Source organism: Mesorhizobium sp. M0833, assembly GCF_040319905.1.
GTDB lineage: Bacteria > Pseudomonadota > Alphaproteobacteria > Rhizobiales > Rhizobiaceae > Mesorhizobium.
Genome location: NZ_JAMYOQ010000034.1, coordinates 1 through 15,765, shown reverse-complemented (window position 1 = coordinate 15,765; position 15,765 = coordinate 1). Strand labels below are relative to the sequence as shown.

The 15,765-nt window shown below is 60.2% G+C and carries 14 protein-coding genes and 1 pseudogene; 10 read left to right on the top strand and 5 right to left on the bottom strand.

Translation table 11 applies throughout. The features are described from left to right. Window positions 1–11 precede the first annotated feature (11 nt). The 3 genes and pseudogenes from NKH98_RS27300 to NKH98_RS27290 all read left to right on the top strand — a co-directional run. Window positions 12–609: pseudogene (locus NKH98_RS27300) on the top strand (DUF4010 domain-containing protein); the annotation flags it as partial. A 210-nt stretch (window positions 610–819) separates the two neighbouring features. Then, on the top strand, window positions 820–1,410 hold the full coding sequence (locus tag NKH98_RS27295) for an NAD(P)H-dependent oxidoreductase (protein WP_352903271.1): 591 nt from the start codon (window positions 820–822) through the stop codon (window positions 1,408–1,410). A 381-nt stretch (window positions 1,411–1,791) separates the two neighbouring features. After that, window positions 1,792–2,439 carry a helix-turn-helix domain-containing protein gene (locus tag NKH98_RS27290; protein ID WP_352903269.1) on the top strand — a complete coding sequence of 216 codons (648 nt, stop codon included), beginning with the start codon at window positions 1,792–1,794 and terminating at the stop codon, window positions 2,437–2,439. A gap of 337 nt (window positions 2,440–2,776) precedes the next feature. On the opposite strand, the gene NKH98_RS27285 is transcribed toward NKH98_RS27290, so the two are convergent. Together NKH98_RS27285 and NKH98_RS27280 are read right to left on the bottom strand one after the other, a co-directional pair. Continuing rightward, a complete protein-coding gene (locus NKH98_RS27285) occupies window positions 2,777–3,325 on the bottom strand; it encodes a hypothetical protein (protein WP_352903267.1) in 549 nt (182 codons plus the stop codon). Then, entirely contained in the window at window positions 3,255–3,500 is a 246-nt protein-coding gene (locus tag NKH98_RS27280) for a hypothetical protein (protein ID WP_352903307.1), read from the bottom strand. The genes NKH98_RS27285 and NKH98_RS27280 overlap by 71 nt, the downstream gene beginning before the upstream one ends. A gap of 508 nt (window positions 3,501–4,008) precedes the next feature. On the opposite strand from NKH98_RS27280, the gene NKH98_RS27275 reads away from it, so the two are divergent. Then, window positions 4,009–4,344 (top strand): helix-turn-helix domain-containing protein, encoded by a 336-nt coding sequence (locus tag NKH98_RS27275; protein WP_352648100.1) that lies wholly within the window; start codon window positions 4,009–4,011, stop codon window positions 4,342–4,344. Then, window positions 4,337–5,584, top strand: a complete 1,248-nt coding sequence (locus NKH98_RS27270; protein WP_352903265.1) for a type II toxin-antitoxin system HipA family toxin — start codon at window positions 4,337–4,339, stop codon at window positions 5,582–5,584. Before NKH98_RS27275 ends, NKH98_RS27270 begins: the two co-directional genes overlap by 8 nt. Here NKH98_RS27270 and NKH98_RS27265 read toward each other — a convergent pair. Together NKH98_RS27265 and NKH98_RS27260 are read right to left on the bottom strand one after the other, a co-directional pair. Beyond that, complete coding sequence (locus NKH98_RS27265; RefSeq protein ID WP_352903263.1) at window positions 5,581–6,507, bottom strand: LysR family transcriptional regulator; 927 nt, start codon at window positions 6,505–6,507, stop codon at window positions 5,581–5,583. The genes NKH98_RS27270 and NKH98_RS27265 overlap by 4 nt on opposite strands. A 196-nt stretch (window positions 6,508–6,703) precedes the next feature. After that, the gene (locus NKH98_RS27260; RefSeq protein ID WP_352903261.1) at window positions 6,704–7,699 is read right to left on the bottom strand and encodes a class I SAM-dependent methyltransferase; all 996 of its coding nucleotides are present in this window, start codon (window positions 7,697–7,699) and stop codon (window positions 6,704–6,706) included. Window positions 7,700–8,138: 439 nt separating this feature from the next. Here NKH98_RS27260 and NKH98_RS27255 point away from each other — a divergent pair, with 439 nt between their 5' ends. From NKH98_RS27255 to NKH98_RS27235, 5 genes are all read left to right on the top strand, one after another. Then, entirely contained in the window at window positions 8,139–8,864 is a 726-nt protein-coding gene (locus tag NKH98_RS27255; RefSeq protein WP_352903259.1) for a helix-turn-helix domain-containing protein, read from the top strand. 90 nt (window positions 8,865–8,954) lie between these two features. Further along, complete coding sequence (locus NKH98_RS27250; protein ID WP_352903257.1) at window positions 8,955–10,169, top strand: MFS transporter; 1,215 nt, start codon at window positions 8,955–8,957, stop codon at window positions 10,167–10,169. Between the two features lies 1 nt (window position 10,170). After that, window positions 10,171–11,571: a hypothetical protein gene (locus tag NKH98_RS27245; protein WP_352903255.1), complete on the top strand. Its 1,401-nt coding sequence runs from the start codon at window positions 10,171–10,173 to the stop codon at window positions 11,569–11,571. A gap of 175 nt (window positions 11,572–11,746) precedes the next feature. After that, window positions 11,747–13,672, top strand: coding sequence for an adenylate/guanylate cyclase domain-containing protein (locus NKH98_RS27240; protein ID WP_352903306.1), 1,926 nt, complete (start codon window positions 11,747–11,749; stop codon window positions 13,670–13,672). Between the two features lie 399 nt (window positions 13,673–14,071). After that, the gene (locus tag NKH98_RS27235) at window positions 14,072–14,710 is read left to right on the top strand and encodes a hypothetical protein (RefSeq protein WP_352903254.1); all 639 of its coding nucleotides are present in this window, start codon (window positions 14,072–14,074) and stop codon (window positions 14,708–14,710) included. A gap of 21 nt (window positions 14,711–14,731) precedes the next feature. On the opposite strand, the gene NKH98_RS27230 is transcribed toward NKH98_RS27235, so the two are convergent. Beyond that, window positions 14,732–15,765, bottom strand: a 1,034-nt coding sequence (locus tag NKH98_RS27230) for a PHP domain-containing protein (RefSeq protein ID WP_352903252.1), incomplete at its 5' end; no start/stop codon positions are given.

Sequence of the window (15,765 nt, the reverse complement as noted above, 5' to 3'; positions counted from 1 at the left end):
GTCCTCAAATCGTGGATCCGCTCATCGCCCGGCTCGGACTTGCACTGACCATAGGCTTGCTCATCGGACTGGAGCGCGGCTGGCGGGAATGGGACGCGCCCGATCGGTAGTAGCAGCCCTTTGCGTATTCACGCTCGGTGCATTGTCCGTCGCTGGCGATTACCGCGCCGCTTCGGCAGAGAGGAGCAGCACGCGCGGCCATCCTTGCTGGTCGCGAAATCCCGCACGGCCTCCTGAACCGGCTGACCTGGATCGAGCTTCGTTCCGCGCTGATCCTAAGGGTGGCTTCAACCCATGGGAAGTCTGGTTCCTCATGGTTCTGATGGCGTCGATATCGTTCGCTGGCTATGTCGCCGTTTCGCGCCCTGTGGACCACCCGCGGCCTGCTTGTCAGCTCGCCCGCCGGCGCGATCGTCTCTTCCACCGCCGTAACCCCTGACGCTGGCCCGCAACGCCGTGTCGGGAGGCAATCCTCTGCCGCTCGTTGGCGCGGCGTCGCTGGCCGCAATGGTTTCTTTGCTAGGCGTCTGCGCCGTGGTTTTTATCGTCGAGCCAAGCTTGATCGCTTCGGTTGGCATTCCCGCAATTGCCGCGGCGCTCTCCTTAGGCTCGTCGCCGCAATAGCCGGCTATGGCACGATGTTGTTGCCCTTGACCTTCGGATTGCGCCGAGAACTGGCCTCTTTTGATGCCGATCAAGGGCCAAAACGGACAGCCGCCTTATGAAACTCCGCGAAGGAGTACGCCATGATCAGCTTGAAGGGTCTCACCCCGAAATTCCGGCACTCCGGTTGCTGCCAAGCCACCTCGGAGGTAACTCATGCCGCGGCGCATCTTGATTGTTGTCGGCCATCCCGATCCATCGCCGCACCGGCTCTGCCGTAGTCTCGCCAAGGCCTATGCCGAGGGTGCGGAACTGGCGGGGCATGTCGTCCGCCGGGTCGACCTCGCGGCGCTCGATTTTCCAATGCTTCGGACGGTGCAGGAGTTCGAGCACGGCGCGATTCCCGAGAGCCTAAAGGACGCCGCTGAAGCGATAGTCTGGGCGGAGCACATTGTATTTGTGTTTCCGCTGTGGCTCGGGACCGTGCCGGCTCTGCTCAAGGCTTTTCTGGAACAGGTCATGCGGCCGGGAACTGCCTTTACCTACCCTGACAAGGGGGGCGGCTTGCCCAGGAAACTGCTCCGCGGCCGCTCCGCTCGCGTCGTGGTCACGATGGGCATGCCTTCCGTTGTTTACCGGCTCTGGTTCCTCGGCCACGGCATTGCCGCCATGCGGCGCAGCATCCTTTATTTTGCCGGCATTAGCCCGGTACGCGAGACGTTGTTCGGCATGGTCGCGGGCGCCAGCGATACAACGCGGACAAAGTGGATCAAACAAATGCGCAAGCTCGGTGGGCTGGCCCTTTAGCCAATCAGGCACGGCAAAGTCGGCCGTGGTCGTCCAGGCAATGTGTGCAGATCGCTCAAGCCGCGCGACTTCACCGGGCGTTGTCCGGCCGCGGCAGTTCGGAGCAGTTTTTGTTGGGGGCCAAACAAGGTATCGGCCGGGCCCCTACCTGACGGTGACCTCGGTGGAGCGCCCACGATGATACTGTCTCACCTCCGCTCATCCCAATTCGCGCACTGGAACCATCGAGGCCGCGTCGGACGAGACACTATCAACTAAGCCTTTCCCCAGCCGCAGCATCACCTCTTCAGTGATACGTAGTTTCCCGTAAGGACATAACCGAATTTCGCGGCCTGCGGATTCGCGCGATTACTGTGTTGCGGATCAACCGGGAAAACAGCCATGCACGCCCAATCGACCTCCAGAATTTCGCTGCCGTCACATTCTTTGCAGTCGAACCTGCCTGCGGCGTTCGATCCGACTCCGCTACAGCCGGTCAGCTTCTTTCCCTCCGGTTCGGAAATTTATGCGCAAGGTGAAAAGGCCGGCGCCTTCTATCAGGTCGAGTTTGGCGCCGTGCGTGTTTACCGCCTGCTTGCAGACGGTCGCAGGCAGATAAGCGCCTTCCATCTGGCGGGAGAGACATTCGGCTTCGAAGCCGACATCACCCATCATTTCTTCGCCGAAGCCATCAATGCCACGGGTGTGCGCGTCTTCCGCTTTGCCACTGGTGCGGATATCTCCCGCCAGCTGCTCCCGCTGGCTCTCAAGGGCCTGACGAGAGCGCAGGAACATCTCTTGGTCCTCGGCCGCCAAAATGCCATCGAACGCGTCGCCGCGTTCCTGGTCGACATGGGGGAGCGGCAGGGCGGGTTGCGGCAGATCGAACTGCCGATGTCGCGCATGGATATCGGCGATTATCTCGGCCTCACCATCGAGACCGTGTCGCGAGTTTTCACCCGGCTGAAGGACAACGGCATCATCCGCCTGCTCAATCTGCGCAGCATCGAGATCATCAAGCACGACGTGCTTCATGCGATGAGCGAGTGAGGCTACTTGGTCACTTGCCGCGCCTGGCAGACCATAAGCGTTGCCGCTTCAAGCCCAAACGGTTGCGGAAGGGTCAGCAATAATACACAGGCACGGGATTTCAGTTCCAGCACACTGACATACCGACTTGCGGGGACCACCGCGGAAACTGGATGGTTGTCTTTGAGCCCGACCAATTGGATCTTTACATCGAGCATTGGGCACCAACGATCAGAAGTCAGCCGACCACCTGGATCAGCGCTGATGACTTTTTCGCCCGGCGGCAGCGTCCGTCGATCTTGTCGATCCTTCTACCCAGGCCAGGGTGCGGCTATGAACGCAAATGCGTTCTCTCTCGCTAAGGATTGGATGACGGCAGCGGCATAGAATGTTCCCAGCAGATGCGGCAGCGCTTCGAGGATCGCCGGCGCGCGCGTAGACGTGGCCCAGTTCGAAGGTGATGACGCCACCGCCGATGAAAACGACCGCGCGGGCAGCACCGGTCGATCAGCACATCGTATCTCAGATGCTCGGCGCGCCTGCCGCTGCCGCAGCAACGGGCCTCGCCGCGATTGCAAGCCTGAAGCTGCCGCTGCCATTGGCGCGCGCATTCCGAGGCGCCGCAGCGAGTGCTCATGACGAGGCCATCAAGCGTCGAAAACCCCATCGTCGTGGCGACGCTTCGTCCAGCGTCCATGGCGCACAGGCTGGCACCGCTGCCGAGATGGGCGAGGATCGCCCGGCCGCCGGTGGCCGGGCCGCAACGCTTGCGCAGCTTCGAAGCGATGTGGCTGTAGGAAAGGCTGTGAAAACCATAGTAAACATGCCCGCCTTGGTCAGCGCGCGTGGGAGGCCATAGATCTTGGCGAGCCTTGGTCGGGCCGAATGGAATCCCGTGTCGAAGCATCCGACCGGAAGCACTCACGGCAGGAGGTCGGCGGCCAGAGCGACGATCTCGACATTGATCCTTTGATGGATGGGCGCCAGCGGCTCCAGCAGGCGCAGTTGCCCTGAAGCCGGGTCGAGGCCGTCTCGTGCGGACCGACGATGCGGAGGTTCTTCGCGGCCTCGTTCAGCTCCATCACGGCACGGAAGAACTTGCCCATCACCGCGTCGACTCGGCCTTGACGAGCCTGGCGGTTCGACCGCAACCGCATGGTCGTGCAGCGCCGGGCAGATCAAGGGACCGACCCAGCAGGCCGCCATTGGCATGCGAGTTGGGCCCCTTCGCCGCGCGGCTTGCGGCGCGGTGGCACGGATCGCTTCGACAGGGGCTCCGCTTGCCATCTTTGGCATCACGACGACGAGTCCGGCTTTGATCCACCGCAAATGTCTTTCCAATGGATGATGAGCGCGCCGGTGCCCCGCGGATATCTCTCGTCAGTTGCTGCCCGACGCGATCACACGAACACCGCCCTGTATTTGGCCAGAACGCAATTCAAGCGAGCGCACAATCACCGCGCACGTGCTGGAATTGCTCCCGCCGCCCGCAAGCAGATTGCGCACTGGTAAGTTGTTTTTGAACCTGATTGGCAAAATTGTAGTCTTCGTGCTACATATTGGCGTAATTTGTAGCGCGAAGGTATCAAAATGCCCACTCCCCACAACCCGCCAGCCGCCGTCAGACGCGCCCTGCGCAAGCTGGGAGCGGATATCCATGACGCGCGGCGGCGGCGGCGGCTTCCAATGGCGGTGGTGGCCGAGCGGGCCTTCACCTCGCGCTCGACATTGCAACGGGTCGAAGCTGGCGACACGAATGTCAGCATCGGCATATATGCCGGCGTTCTTCAGGCGCTCGGCCTCCTCGATGGCCTGAGCCAGATCGCTGATATCGCCAACGACACCGTCGGTCAGACGCTGGCGAGCGCCGATCTACCAAAGCACACGCATCTCAGGCGGCCGGCCAGGACGTCTCGCGATGGCTGACTTTGAGGTCCATATCGATCTTGGCGGCCACACCCGCCCTGTCGGCCTGGCGAGAAGCAATCGGGTCCGCGGTGCGGAAACGATCCTCTTCGAGTATGACGCTGCATGGCTCGACGACCCGGACCGGTTTTCCCTGGAGCCGGCTCTGGCTCTCACCCGTGGCGCCTTTGCTCCGCCTGCCGGGCTGGCTACGTTTGGCTCAATCGGCGACTCGGCGCCTGATACCTGGGGGCGACGCCTCATGCAGCGCGCCGAGCGGCGTCTCGCTGAACGTGAGAAACGTGCCGTTCGCTCTCTCACCGAGAGCGATTATCTTCTCGGCGTGGCGGATCAGACACGACTTGGCGCGCTCCGCTTCCGGTTGGTCGGCACCGAGCTATACCTGGCGCCGATCCGTGACGGCGTCCCTGCCCTCATCGAACTCGGCCGGCTGCTGCAAATCACCGAGCGAATTCTACGCGATGAGGAGACCGACGAAGATCTGCAAATGATCTTCGCACCAGGTTCTTCCCTAGGCGGAGCGCGGCCGAAGGCCTCGGTCATTGACCAACATGGCCACCTCGCGATCGCCAAGTTTCCAAAAGAGACGGACGACTACAGCATTGAGACCTGGGAGGAGATCGCGTTGCGCCTGGCTGGCCAGGCAGGCATCGCCACGCCACGACACGAACTGATCGAAGTTGCCGGCAAGCCTGTGATGCTCTCGACGCGTTTCGATCGTGAAGCCGCGATCCGCGTTCCATTCCTGTCCGCCATGGCGATGATGGGTGCCCGGGACGGCGAGCGCGGCAGCTACCCTGAGATGGTCGATGCGCTCACCCAACATGGCGCGCAAGGAAAGACCGACGCGCATGCCCTCTATCGCCGTGTCGCCTTCAACGTGCTGATTTCCAACGTCGACGACCACCTGCGCAATCACGGCTTCCTTTGGCTGGGAAAGGCAGGATGGTCGCTATCGCCTGCCTACGATCTCAATCCGGTCCCGACGGATCTCAAGCCGCGGGTTCTGACGACCAACATCGATCTCGATGAAGGGACGTGTTCGCTTGATCTTCTGGAGACCGCCGCCGGGTTCTTCGCGCTGACGCTCCCGCAGGCGCGAACGATCATCAAGGAGGTCGCCGTGGTGACGTCGACCTGGCGCGATGTTGCCAAGGCCGTGGGGGCGCGACCGGCGGAGATCAACCGGATGGCGAGCGCTTTCGAGCATGACGATCTCAAAAGGGCTCTGGCGCTCTAGGCGCGCGGCGCGCGTCCCGGCCTTCGACTTGCTGCAGCCATGTTCCTGGCGAGCCCGACCAGGCGCAGGACAGCCCGCTTTGGATTCGATTCGAGCCAAACGCCCCTGATCGGGCTGACGCTGTTTTTCCCGCCAAGCGGTTTCCACAGGGCGGAATCGATGGAAGCGGTCCTGGCATAGCTCGCCTCGGCCAAAGTGACGCCTTGCCCCAGCTGCACCTGAAAGATGACGGTAGCCTGGTTGGCGCGGCATGTTTGAACGGCCGGGCCACCGTCGGCCGTGATGCGTTCGAGCAAGCGCAGATCCAACGGCGGTCCGTCCAACCCGACCGGAACGAGCAGGCACATATCGGCAAGGTCAGCCCAGGTGAGGAAGGGCTTCTCGGCAAGACCATGAGACGACGGCAGGAGCACGAAGAGACGTTCTTGCCAAAACACTTCGCTGCTGCAGAATCCAGCCGAGCCAATATCGTGCGTGAATACGATGTCGAAGTGCCTGCGGCGAATGGCTGCCAGACATTGGCCGGATGGGACATCTTCAATGGTCAGGCTGACGTCCGGGTACTTGTCTCCGAAACGATCGATGAGGCGCTTAAGGAACTTACCTCCCTTCACCCAGCACAATCCAATCCGGAGCGTCTTGGCATCGTTGTTATCGCGGACCCGCTCAGCGAAGGCTTCCAGCAGCCCCTCGTAGTGAGCGCGCACAATTTCGATCCAGGTTCGGCCGGTCTCGGTCAAACGAACGCCGCGCACATTGCGTTCGAAGAGCTGCATTTCCAGAAGCTGTTCGAGCTTGACGACGTTGCGACTGACCGAGGATTCCTGGACCCTCAGGACTCTCGCCGCCTGACGCAGGCTGCCATGATCCATCGCCGCAAAGGCGTATGTCAGCAACTGGATGGCGTTCCCGTTCCGCGTCATGGCGCTTGAACTTCGCGGATATTTTCGCGGATGAGCCCTGCCTCACCACGATGCGATCGGATCTGTTCACCGCAGCAGGTCGCGCTCTGCAGATCAAGAGCCTCGTCCGGCAGCGCAGCAACTCGAGCGCAGGGCGAGGCGACAGGCACTCGTGATTGCATCGAAGCCTTGCGGCAATGGGCATCGCATTGCGTCGTCAGAGTGGGACCTCTTTCGTCACGATCGTCGAAGCCGGGGATATGCCGGCCTCATAGACATATTCGTGCGGAATGGCGGGGCCTGGCATCTGTGACACGTACAGATCGAGATTTTCCTTGCTGTTGCTCGCCGCGAGACTGCAGAAATTGCCGCTGTTCCACGTCATGACGCAATGCTTAAACTGCGCGCGTACGGCGCAAGCCATCTCCTCCAAAGTGGCCTCATTGTTGAACATGGTCCCCAATACGGCAGTCTTCTTTCTGTCAATCTCCTCCTGGGGGAAGTACCGCGCTTTGAAACCGTAGTCCTTCTGGTACTCGCGACGTTGGTAGTCGCCTTCATCGACGGCCCGGAACTTCTCGACGAACACGAAGATGCCACCCTTCTTGAGGTGCTGGGTCACGAACTCGACCTGCTTCAGTCTGTTGGGCGAGTACATCTGAAAGGTCGTGTCCTCCAGGATAAGGTCGAAGCCTTGCGTGAACTTTGCCAGCCGCTGGTCGGATCCGAGAACGTCCTTGGTCAACCGGTGGAACGGCCCGATGAAGAACTCGGCATGGGGCGGTTCGCCATAGGCCATGAAGGATTTGAAGTTCTCGGGATTCGGGCTGCACGACAGCGAGACAATCTGCCCGCCGGAGAATTCGGACAGCGTCCTGGCCATCGTTCCTTCCGCCGTTCCAAGGCTGTATAGCGACAGCGGCGCGCCACGGGACCGGGCATATTTCAGCACCGCGTAGGCCATCCGGCACTCCTCTTCCAATCTGTAAGGAATGCTGCCGTGATAGTGCTGGTCAAAGAAGCCTTGCCGATTGGCGTGCAAATCTACCAGATCGCGCAGGAGTTCATCGCCAGGGAGAAGCCGGGCGTCGGCCACCGGCTTGCGGACGGGCATCCCGCTTTTGCCCGCGGCCGTTGAAGCAAAAAAGCCAGCAAGCTCATTGATCCGCGGACCTTGATCGCATTCGGCCAGGAAATCGTCGAGACCGCGCATTGGAATATGCCTCCCGCACCATTGCTTTGGTGAGATGCCAAGAGCTCGATGCGGAAACGCCACTAATTTAAGAGAGGCCTAATGTTTCAAGCTTGTTCGAATCTTGGCGAGGCACTGGTAGGCTGGGAAAATACGGGCGGCTTTCATGCGATTGCCGTTTTTTTACTAAAGTGACATCTTCGACCAATCCTGAGTTAGTTGTGATTTGTCCAGCAACCCATGGTTATGCACAACACGAGAGGGGCGGGCTGCTTTTGGTACGAAGGTTGCTCTCTACGTGGATACTCTTTGCCTCGACCCAAAAAAGTTACGCCGCTCACAGTATCAAACGTTTGCACACCAACATGAGAGTTGGGGAAACGTGCGGGCGGACTTGATCAAGAGGACTGGTCTAGGGCGCCAGGAAACGGGCATCTCCTTCCCGGGTCATATGTTTCTGATGAACCTGAAGGGAGTGGCGAGCCGCGGGGAAGACTTCATCGACGGGCGTCGTATCTCCTTTTCGCCGCGACGCGCCGGTTCAATCATCCATATGCCTGCAGGCAGTGATTGGACGGGGTGGGACGAGGGAGATCCGACAGCCGCCTACTTGCTGGTATCCATTGAGAAGGGGTTCGCTGACGAAGCGTTGGGGGGCATGGCGTGCCATCGTTCTGGCGATCTGCCCCCTTCGATCGGATTTCGCGACACCACCGTCGAGATGGCCTTGCAGCGGATCGTCATCGAACTTAAGCAGCCCGACCGGATCAGCGTGACAATGGTTGAGAGCCAGGCCATGCAACTGCTCGTTCAAATGGTCAGGCTGAACGGCAGCCATCATGAGCCGGCAAAAGGCGGCTTGTCGTCCTTCGATCTCAGACGTGCCATCGCGATGATCGAATCCTCGCCGGACGAAATACCGTCTCTGGCTGCCCTGGCAAAAGAGGTCGGGGTGAGCCGGTTCCATTTCAGCAGGGCCTTCAAGCAGTCGACGGGCATGACGCCCCATGCGTTCATCGCACAGCGTCGTCTGGACCGCTCAGCCGAGATGCTGCGATCGACCAACATGTCCGCGACAGAGATCGCGCTGGAATGCGGGTTCGGCAGCTCAAGCCATTTCACGATCGCTTTCAAGCGGGCCTTCGGCCTCAGTCCGACCGATTTTCGTCGCCGGTGCAGGATTTGAATCAACACCTCCGCTCTTTTGAGCAACTATCTGAAAAACCGAGCATGATTGTTAAGCGGGATTCCCCGAAAAGGCTATGACGAGGGGCCATTGGATGGACCGCCCGTGTCAGATGCAATTCGAATTGCCAGCGATAAAAGACCGGGCACCCAGACACGGGTGATGCTTGGGTTTCTGGCCAGTACCTTCTCGGCTGCTGTCGGCCGCAACGGCTATTACATCGCTTCCGCCTGGGCACTCGTCGAAGCCGGCCGGGGCAGCGCAGGCGTTGCGATACTGCTGGCGATCGTCAGTGTCGCGGAATTCGTCACGAGCCCTCTGGCGGGCCTGGCTTCGGATCGCTTCGACCGACGACAGCTGAACATTGCGGCGGACCTTGGCCGCTTTGCCATCGTGCTCGGCACAGCTTGCGCGCTTTCCTACCTAGACGTGTTTGTAACCCTTTGCCTGTCGGCCGTCGCCTTTGCATTTTGCGACCGGATCGCGCTGACTGCTTCGCAGGCCATGATCCCGCTCCTGGCGCGTGGCACCGATCTTGTGAACACAAATTCCGCCGTCTTTTTCATCATGCAGTTCGGCAGTCTCGGAGCCGCATTGCTTGCCGGGCCCTTGCTGGACGGGCATCCCCCTGCCCCGGCTTTCGCCGTACTTGCCTTGTTCTTCCTGGTTTCGGCGGGCTCGCTCTCCACCGTGCCGCCAAGCTCGGCGCCGCAGCGCGCCACGGCGACCAGAGGTCTGGCGCCAAACGTCGATAACGACCTGTGTCGTCTCTTTGCCGCCTACGCGCTTCTCTATGGAGGCGCGGTGCTCCTCACGGCAATGGCATCGAGCTTCGTGTTCGAAGAGCAGAGGGGGACTGCGGCGGATTTTGGTCACCTAGAGGCGGCATGGTCGGCAGGTTCCCTGATCGGCGCAGTTCTTCTCGTCAGGCTGACACGAGGGATAAGTGCTCCTATACTTCATCTCATGCTTTTGGGCTCAACCGCGCTCGCGCTGATGTCGTTGATAGCTCTGCGCGCGCCGTGGACACTTATTTGCTTCACCATGCTCGGGTGTCTCTACAATCTAGGCCGCGTGAGCATTGAGGTCACATTGCAGTCGTCTGTCCCCAATAATGTGTTGGGCAGGGCAAAAGGCGCCATGCACGGTCTCGCCGTCGCGCTTGGCTTGCTGATGTTCAGCATCATTACCGGTTTGGGCGGCAATGTCTCTCCTTCAACGATCTTCTTCAGTTTCGGAGTGGCGCTCCTTATCAGCATTCCCGCATTGAGCCTCGGCATCGCGCAGCGAAAGGGTGAATCGTGAGGTGGACGAGCTAGCAGCAGACGCAGACGCCAAGCAGGCCGTGCTCGGTGCGTTCGCCGCGCTCTACCCGTGGATGCGATCCCATTATTCCCGCCCGGTCCGGGACTATGCGTCTCGCGTGTTCAAGGCGCCAGCTCTGAAGTCTGAACCGGAAGTTCGCAGCCGCTCGCTTGCCAAACTGCTGGGCACGATCAGGAACGCTGGAGAGCGGAACGGACTGTCGATCGAAGCCGTCGCACAAATCTGCGGGGAGTTCGAAAAGCGCCGCGTGTTGCAGACCGGTCCACATTTGTTTCTGCTCCTGGAGCCGGAAGCCTATTACACACATGTCTTCAGCCTGCTGGGCCTCTCGGCGCAGGCTTGCTCGACCTATGTTTCCTATGCCGTCTCAACGGTAAGCCTCGTTGAGAGGCCGCGCAAAGGGCCAGGCTGGTTCAACGTTGACGGAGTGCCGACGAATGTCTTCGGTCTCAGCCGGAGCCGGATGATTGGATACAGCCTTCTGACCGGGCCGGGATCCTACCGGTTTGAGCTGATGCCGACGGAGCCGAACGCCGAGGGAGACGCCCTCACTCAGCTTCGCGGCCTTCTGCCACGGACGCCTTTCGAGCGGCCGGCGCATGCCATCAAGGCAGCCAACCTGATGCTCTGGCCGAAACTGTTTGGAAGCAGCTTTGCCTTCCTGCAGATCGACGACGAGGATGTTGCCGATTTGGTGGCGGACCATCTTTCAGACGCAGGCTCCTGGCTACGGACAAGGCTGCTGGAACACCCCAAGATCGCATCCAACATCCTTGCTGGTCTCGATGGGCTGGCCGCCGGTCCATGGAGCGGCTGGCTAGCACGTGGTACCGATTTTTTCTGGTTCTACGAAAACGGCAAACGCCTGCCGCTGCGGTTGGTTGGCGGAGACCTCGTCCAGCCCGCGACCGGAATGAAGGTGGCCCGCTTCACGGTGCCCGACATTGTCGAACGGCTGGCAGGCCGCAGCCTCATCCCCAATCTTCTGCTGATGTTTCTCGTTCTGTCGATCCTGCCTGGCGTGCGAGCGCTGGGAGGCAGTTATCAGCCGCTTTACTACCCCTTGATGCGCTACGTCATCTGCATGGCGCTTGAGGACGCAGGCGTGGATGAGGATCTTCGGCGGGCTCTGGCAGCCGACGACGTACCGGGAGCTTGGGGACATCGAGTCATCGAGTGCTATGATGATCCCTTCAAGCAGTTCCTGGATGGCGAAACCGGCGTGACAAGCGGCCTCCTCGACCGCTTCGGCGATACTCCCTTTGCCAAGGCATGTGGAAGCATGACCAGCTTCGTGACGGACCCCTCGTGGCAGGAACTTCACAGGCGGCTACGGCAAGGAATGGTGGCGCCTACCGATGCGGAATGGGCCTTTGCTTGAATTGACTCTTGCTTGTTCACACCACTTTACGACGTTCCCATTCTCATTACAAATTGGGTCGCCCGCTGCTAAGCCGGGGTTAACGGCAGCTTTGCGCCGCATGTCTGCCGTTGAGGCGAGCTTTGCCGCCGCCTGAAAGCCTGGGGGCCGGTCATGGGACCGAAAGCTTGCAGCCATTCTTGCCGCGGACGTGGTTGGCTACTCCAAACTGATGGAGCAGGACGAACAGGGGACGTTCGAGCGTGTCAAGACCGGCCGCAAGGAACTGTTCGAACCCGAGATTGCCCGCCACCATGGCCACATCTTCAAGCTCATGGGCGACGGTCTGCTGGCGGAGTTCTCTAGCGTAGTAGACGCCGTCGAATGCGCCGTGGCACTGCAAAAAGGCCTCCGAGAGCGCAATGCGGCCGTTCCAGAGGATCAGCGCTTCGCGGTGCGCATCGGCGTCAATCTTGGCGAGGTGATCGTCGATGGCGACGACCGCTTCGGGGAAGGTGTAAACATAGCCGCGCGCTTGGAGCAGATCGCGGAGCCTGGCGGCGTCTACGTCTCCGGCAAGGTGGCCAAGGAGGTAGAGAAGAAACTTGCGTTCGGTTTCGAGGCCGTCGGCGAGCAGCGTATGAAGAACATCGCAGAGCCCGTCCCGGTCTACCGGGTGAATCTGCAGGGGCAGCCTCGGCGCCGCCTAATCAAGGCTCGTCGCTTGCGGAGTGGATGGCTTATGCCGGCAGGATTGGTGGTTCTCGTGGTGATAGCTGCCGGTGCCGCACTCGGCATCCAAGCCTGGTGGAAATCATCGGGCGCGGCTGTCGATCAGGCCTCGATTGCCGTCCTGCCGTTCGAGAACCTTGGAGGTGATCCCAAATGGGAGCGGATCGCTGACGGGATTGCGGAGGACATAATCACCGACCTGTCCCAAGCGGACCAAGTTCTCGTCATCGCACGTCACTCGACCAACGTTTACAAGGGCAAGGCCGTCGACGTCCGCCAAGTCGGCGCCGATCTGGGCGTTAAGTATGTTCTTGCGGGTAGCCTGCAGGCGGACGGCGGTCGCATTCGGATCACGACACACCTTGTCGACACGGCCACAGGCGCCGACGTCTGGTCCGAGCGCTACGATCGATCCGACGAAGACATCTTCGCGGTGGAGAGCGACGTCACGGCAAAGATCGCAAATAGCTTGGCGTCCGCCGGCGGTGCTTTTCGCAGATCGCAATTGAAACTCGCCCAGCACAAGCCACCCAACAGTCTGACGGCTTATGACACCTATTTGATGGCCGACGCGGTGGCACTCACTCCGGTGGGCGGTGTCACCAAAGATGGGTTGATTGAAGGAGAGAAGCTATTCCAAAAAGCCATAGAGCTCGATCCGCAGATGGCGCGGGCCTACGTCGGCTTGGCCTACGTTTATTACCTGTTGGGTGGCAAAGGCTTTGCTGACTTTCAAGAGTCAAGTTCAAAGATGATGCAGGCCGCCCAAAAAGCGGTGGAGCTCGATCCGAACAACCATCTGGCCCATGCTGCTCTCGGCCAATCCCTCATCTGGCGGGGTGAGTCGGCGAAAGCCCTCGCCGAATTCAACAAGGCGGAAGTCCTCGCGCCAAACGACGCCGATACTCTTATGACGATTGCCACGAGCATTCCTGGACTCGCCGAGGGAGAATCTGCACGAGCGGTCCGACTCGCAGAACGAGCTGCTTTGCTGAATCCTTACTATCCAGACTGGTATAATTATAGTTTTTACATTGCATACTTCTATGGCGAGCAGTTCGATAAGGCACTTAAATATGTAAGACTTATGAAAGGCGCCGGGCCAATTGAGAAGGTCTATGTTGCTATGATATATGGTTACCTCAACCAGCCGGAGGAGGCGAAGAAAGCAGCCGCGGAGGTCCTCAAAGATGACCCCGGATGGACCGCGGAGAAGTTTCTCACCTTTTCTGGCGGGTTCGCCATGGAGCGCGAGACCGAGCTGTTTGCCGAAGGTGCTCGAAAGGCCGGACTCCGGGCATGCGCGACCGCGACCGAGCTCAAAGACAACCCCAACATGATCCACGTGAAATCGTGCGATGCAGAACGCGCCAAGGCGGCATCAGGCTGATCAAGCGCGTAGTCGGATTGAAGCCGCTCCGCCCAAAGCGCGAGCGAGCGCCGCCGGTCCGGGTTCGAGGCAGGTCGGCTAAGGTGCAGAGTCGGCGCAAACAGTCCGCGCTATGTTGGACGCGAAGGTCGGCTGTCTAGTCCCCGCGTCCCGGAAGCCGCTCTTCGGCTTCCGGCCCCATTTCAGTCGTCCCGATTACAGCCCAGTAGGGCCGTTCCGCAAGGGGCCCAAAGCCGGCAGGCGGCAACGCGCCTGGTGTCGAAAATTGCAAGCGGGCCCGCTAACAATCGTGGTTGCGCCTTTAGGGCATCGCGGTTCAGACCGCTGGCGGATTAGAACTCATGTTGGCTTTGCGATCGGCTCATCGCTGCCGACAATCGGTGACCTATATAAAGGGGCATGTCCACGCGCCGAAAAATCAATGCAACAGCGAAGCTGATTGGAGAGTGGCCTTTAACCCCGGCTGCAACGCTTGGATCGTCCGTCAGAGCGAGGGGTATTTTTCTCGAAATACGCGCCCGCCTTCCAATGGAGTTCAGGAAACTGCTCCATATCGAGTCCCGCGTGCTTACCCTGCGCCTGCCTGAGGGCGCAGAGAATGATGTGCAGGTGGTATTCGGGATCGTATCCAAAGCACTGCAGAATATCGAAGACCTGCCCGTAATCCCCCGTGAAATCGAGGACATTCTGACGATCTCGACGGCCGAACGGCACCGCTGGCTGAAAGATGGCCGCTTGCAGAGCGCCGGGACGAAAACGGTGAAACTCCGCGGGCGGGCAAGGAACATCACCTTTCACGTGTTCGACCCGCAGTACGTGGAGGATGTGCTTGACCGCGACCTGGTTACGGTCTGGCGCGAACAGGACGCAGCGACAGCTGCAGAGAATAGGCGGCGAGCCGCGGGGAAGGCCGCTGTGAAACGTGCACAAAGAAGCGGTCGCGGAACTGCAGCTTCAGTGGGCTATGGCCCCGATGAGAACTCGCACTCCAGTTTGCGCGGCTGGGAAGATTTTGAGAATGACGGATTCCTGCGCTGATAGGCCGGGCGCACAAGCAGGTTAGGACGTTTGCCTGCGCCGAGCGAGATGCGCAAGGAGGGCGGTCAAACGCATCGCGTTCAGGACCCGCTTCGCAGGGACACCGCCCTTGCGCGCCATCTCCACACCCCAATGCATGTGGTCGAGCTCGCGGATCGAATGAGCGTCCGGATTGATGCTGAAGATGCAGCCCTGACCGAGTGCCTTTTGATGCCAGCGCCAGTCGAGGTCGAGTCGCCACGGATGTGCGTTGATTTCGACAGCGACGCCGTGTTTCGCACACGCTTTGAGGACTTTGTCGACGTCGAGATCATAACCGGGCCGGCGCAACAGCTGGCGACCGGTCATGTGCCCGATGATTGTCGTCCGAGGGTTTCCGATCGCCTCAATGATACGCTCCGTCTGTTCCTTCTTGGGCAACTTGAAGCGGCTGTGCACGCTCGCGACGACGAAATCGAACTGCTCCAGGATATGATACGGGTAATCGAGCGAGCCATCCGCCAAGATGTCCGCCTCGATGCCCTTCAGTATGCGAAATTTTCCATTGTATGCCTTGTTCAGCCGGTCAGCTTCGCGGTGCTGTTCAGCAATCTCTTGCAACGAAAGGCCGCCTGCGTAGTAAGCGGACTGCGAATGATCGGCGACACCATAGTATTCGAAACCGCGCTTGCGCGTGGCTTCAGCCATTGCCTCAAGCATTTCGGTGCCATCGGATGCGGTCGTGTGAGAATGCAGGATGCCATGCAGATCTTCATCCCGAATGAGGGCGGGTAGCTTCTGCTTTGCCGCCCGCTCAATCTCGTCCCTGCCTTCGCGCAATTCAGGTTCGATAAACTGCAAGTCTAGAGCTTGGTAGATTTCTTCTTCTGTCGCTGATGCGATCAGCTTTCTCCCGCGATGAAGCCCGTCGGCGTTTAGGATGAATCCCTTGTCGGCCGCGAACGTCTTCAGTTGTTCGAGGTGGTCTGCCGAACCGGTTGCTTCGAGCAGGCTCGCGCCAAAGTGCTTCCTGTCCGTAACAACAAGCCTGAGGGTCGTATCCTCGATTCCAGTCG